Source organism: Streptomyces sp. (assembly GCF_035563135.1).
Classification (GTDB): Bacteria; Actinomycetota; Actinomycetes; order Streptomycetales; family Streptomycetaceae; genus Streptomyces.
In genome coordinates, this window is the sequence record NZ_DATMVN010000215.1 from 1 (window position 1) to 3,338 (window position 3,338).

The window sequence follows — 3,338 nt, forward strand, 5'->3', positions numbered from 1 at the left end:
TGAGCCCGGCGGGAACACGTTCCGTGGCGGACGACGGTTGCCCGTGAGCCTGCCCGACCACCTGGACTGACGGCACTCGGTTCTCGGGAAGGGCCCGAGCCGCGGAATCGGGGCCTTCCGCGCATTCCTCTCGGGGTGCGCGCCCCCGCTCCGACCCCGATGATCGCCTGCGAGAGCCATCAGCTCGACGACGAGCACGCGGCCCTCGCCCGCGAGGACACGCTCCCAGCGCCGCATGCCCACCACGTGGAGGCCCTGATGGACTTCATCCAGCAGAACGTGATCGACCCCGTCTCGAACGTTCTCTGGTCGTACGTGCTGATCTACGTGCTCCTGGGGGTGGGCCTCTACTTCGGTGTCCGCACGCGCTTCGTCCAGTTCCGCATGTTCGGTCGCATGGTCGGCCAGATCGCCTCCTCCCGGAGCGGCTCCGAGGGTGGCATCTCGTCGTTCCAGGCCTTCTGCGTCGGCCTGGCGTCCCGGGTCGGCACCGGCAACATCGCGGGCGTCGCCATCGCCCTGACCCTCGGTGGCCCCGGGGCCATCTTCTGGATGTGGGTGGTCGCCCTCGTGGGCATGGCCACCGCCCTCATCGAGGCGACGCTGGCTCAGATCTTCAAGGTCCCGGCCGGTGACGGCACCTTCCGCGGCGGACCGGCCTTCTACATCGAGCGGGGCCTCGGCTCGCGTCGCGGCGGCATCGTCTTCGCGATCCTGCTGATCTTCACCTTCGGCGTGGCGTTCAACATGGTCCAGGCCAACACCATCAGTGACGTGCTGGCCACCGGACACGGGGTCGGCGAGTGGTGGTCCGCGGCTGCTCTCATGGTCCTCACAGCGGTGGTGGTGTTCGGCGGGGTCCGCCGCATCGCTCGCGTCGCCGAGTACATGCTGCCGGCGATGGCCCTGGCCTACGTGCTGCTCGCCGCCGTGATCATCGCGCTCAACGTGACGCAGGTGGGCACCGTGCTCGGCCAGATCTTCTCGGCGGCCTTCGGTGTGGGCGAGGCCGCTGCCGGCATCACCGGCGGGATCGCGGCAGCCCTGCTCAACGGGGCCAAGCGCGGGCTGTTCTCCAACGAGGCCGGCATGGGCAGTGCCCCCAACGCCGCGGCCACCGCGACCACCAGCCACCCGGTGAAGCAGGGGTTGATCCAGTCCCTCGGGGTCTTCGTCGACACCATCATCGTCTGCTCCGCGACGGCGTTCATCATCCTGTTCGCCGGCTCCGCGGTGTACCGGCCCGGCGAGACGACGGAGGGCGCCTCGCTCACCCAGGCTGCCGTGGCCCACGAGCTCGGCAGCGGCCTCAACTGGGTCATGACCGTGCTGATCTTCGTCTTCGCGTTCTCCTCGGTGCTCGGGAACTACTCCTACGCAGAGGTCAACATGACCTTCCTGCGCGCCCGGCCCATCGCGCTGACGGTGTTCCGCGCGCTGGTCGTCGCCGTGGTCGGGGCCGGTGCCCTGCTGGAACTGGCGACGGTGTGGGCACTGGCCGACGTCGCCATGGGGTTCATGGCGCTGGTCAACCTCGTCGCGCTGGTCCTGCTCGGCCGCTGGGCCCTGGGCGCCCTCCGGGACTTCGAGCGGCAGACGAGGGCAGGCCAGGACCCGGTGTTCCGCAGCACCGGAAACAAGGATCTGCCTCGCGATCTGCACGACAGCGTCTGGACCCCCGAGTACGCCGCCAGCCACGACCGCACCGCATGACCTTCGCGGACAGGGTCGGCGCTTCCGTGTCTCCGCCTCGGGCGACGCCGGCGCCTGCCCCCGGATGAGACTGGACACGAGGGATCACCTCCTACTGGCGGGCACCAGGTGCCGGGGCTGGGAGGAGGACAGTCTGCGGCCGACGACGCGTCGGACGGGGTCTCCATCTCGGCACGGAGGGCAACGAGGCGGGCGATCCCAGCGTCGACCTCGGCCATCCGACGACGCAGCAGGTCCTCGGCGGGCTCGCACGGACACGTGCCGGTGTCCCGGACGGCGAGGAGGTCACGGATGTCGGCCGGGCGGAGACCAAGCCGCTGGGCTCCCTGGATGAATCCGAGCCGGTCGACCGCACCGGCGTCGCAGGCCCGGTCACCGGCCGCTGTGCGGCCGGGCGGCGGGAGGAGCGCGGCGCGCTCGTAGTAGCGGACGGTGTCTGGCGATACTCCGACGGCGGAGGCGAGCTCAGCGACCCGCAGCCCTCGGACGGCCGAGGTGGTCACGCCACTGAAGCTGGACCGTGGACCGCGGACCGCGGTCAAGCACTTCAGTCCACGCAGCAGGCATCGGCGCCCTCGGGCGTCAGCGCGGCGAGAGTGGCGAGCAGCCGCACCGGCCCGGCGAGCGCCTCGCAGCACAGGGCGTACACGTTGCTGCGACCCCGGGGCGTCACCGTCACCAGCCCCTGCTCGCGCAGCGGGGTGAGGTGGTGACTCACGAGGGTCTGACTCATCCCGCTGAGCTCGGTCAGCTCACGCACCGACCGCGACCCCTCGGCGAGGAGCAGCAGCAGGTGCAGCCGATTGGAGTCGGACAACGCCTTCATCTGAGGAGCGAGCAACTGGGCCTGCTCAGCTGCCGAAGCGAGGCCGGCGCGGTCCAGCAGCCTGACACCGAGATCTTGGCTCACGACCCGAGTATGACATAGCTTCATTGCCATCAACAGCAACCGCTGATACGTTTTGCCCATCGATGTGGGTCGATGACCAGGAGCTGGTAGGGATGAGCACGGAGACGTCAGAGCTGCCGGTCGTGGTGATCGGAGCTGGACCGGTCGGGCTGGCCGCCGCTGCACACCTGGTGGAACGAGGGCTCGAGCCGCTTGTGCTGGAGGCCGGCGAACAGGTGGGCGCCGCGGTACGGGAGTGGGGGCACGTCCGGTTGTTCTCGCCGTGGGAGTACGACGTCGACGCCGCCGCACTGCGCCTGCTGGAGGCACACGGGTGGGAGTCCCCCGACCGGGACGCTCTGCCCACGGGCGCCGAGCTGGTCGACGACTACCTCACCCCCCTCGCGGCCACACCGGAGCTGGCCCGACACATCCGTACTGGCACGCGAGTGTTGGCGGTCAGCCGCCAGGGCGTCGACAAGACCCGCACGGTCGGGCGAGAAGGTCGGCCCTACGTCGTCCGGACCATGCACGAGGGCCAGGTCGACGACGTCCTGGCCCGCGCGGTGCTGGACGCCTCCGGCACCTGGGGACACACCAACCCGCTGGGCGCCGCGGGACTGCCGGCCATCGGTGAGGATCAGGCCGGTCCATGGCTTGCCGGTCCACTGCCTGACGTCCTGGGCACCGACCGGAAGCGGTTTGCCGGGCGCCACACACTCGTGGTCGGCATGGG

At 70.3% G+C, this 3,338-nt stretch carries 3 protein-coding genes and 1 pseudogene; 2 read left to right on the plus strand and 2 right to left on the minus strand.

Annotation, left to right across the window (positions count from 1 at the left end; all coding sequences use genetic code 11):
- Positions 1-135: 135 nt before the first annotated feature.
- The gene (locus VN520_RS09605; protein ID WP_325746442.1) at positions 136-1,713 is read left to right on the plus strand and encodes an alanine/glycine:cation symporter family protein; all 1,578 of its coding nucleotides are present in this window, start codon (positions 136-138) and stop codon (positions 1,711-1,713) included.
- Positions 1,714-1,886: 173 nt separating this feature from the next.
- Here VN520_RS09605 and VN520_RS39600 read toward each other — a convergent pair.
- Positions 1,887-2,351: pseudogene (locus VN520_RS39600) on the minus strand (MerR family DNA-binding protein); the annotation flags it as partial.
- Entirely contained in the window at positions 2,261-2,623 is a 363-nt protein-coding gene (locus tag VN520_RS09610) for a metalloregulator ArsR/SmtB family transcription factor (protein WP_325746443.1), read from the minus strand. The gene VN520_RS09610 and the pseudogene VN520_RS39600, both read right to left, overlap by 91 nt.
- A gap of 92 nt (positions 2,624-2,715) precedes the next feature.
- Between VN520_RS09610 and VN520_RS09615 the strand changes: the two genes are divergently transcribed.
- Positions 2,716-3,338: FAD-dependent oxidoreductase (locus tag VN520_RS09615; protein ID WP_325746444.1), on the plus strand; the 623-nt coding region annotated here is incomplete at its 3' end.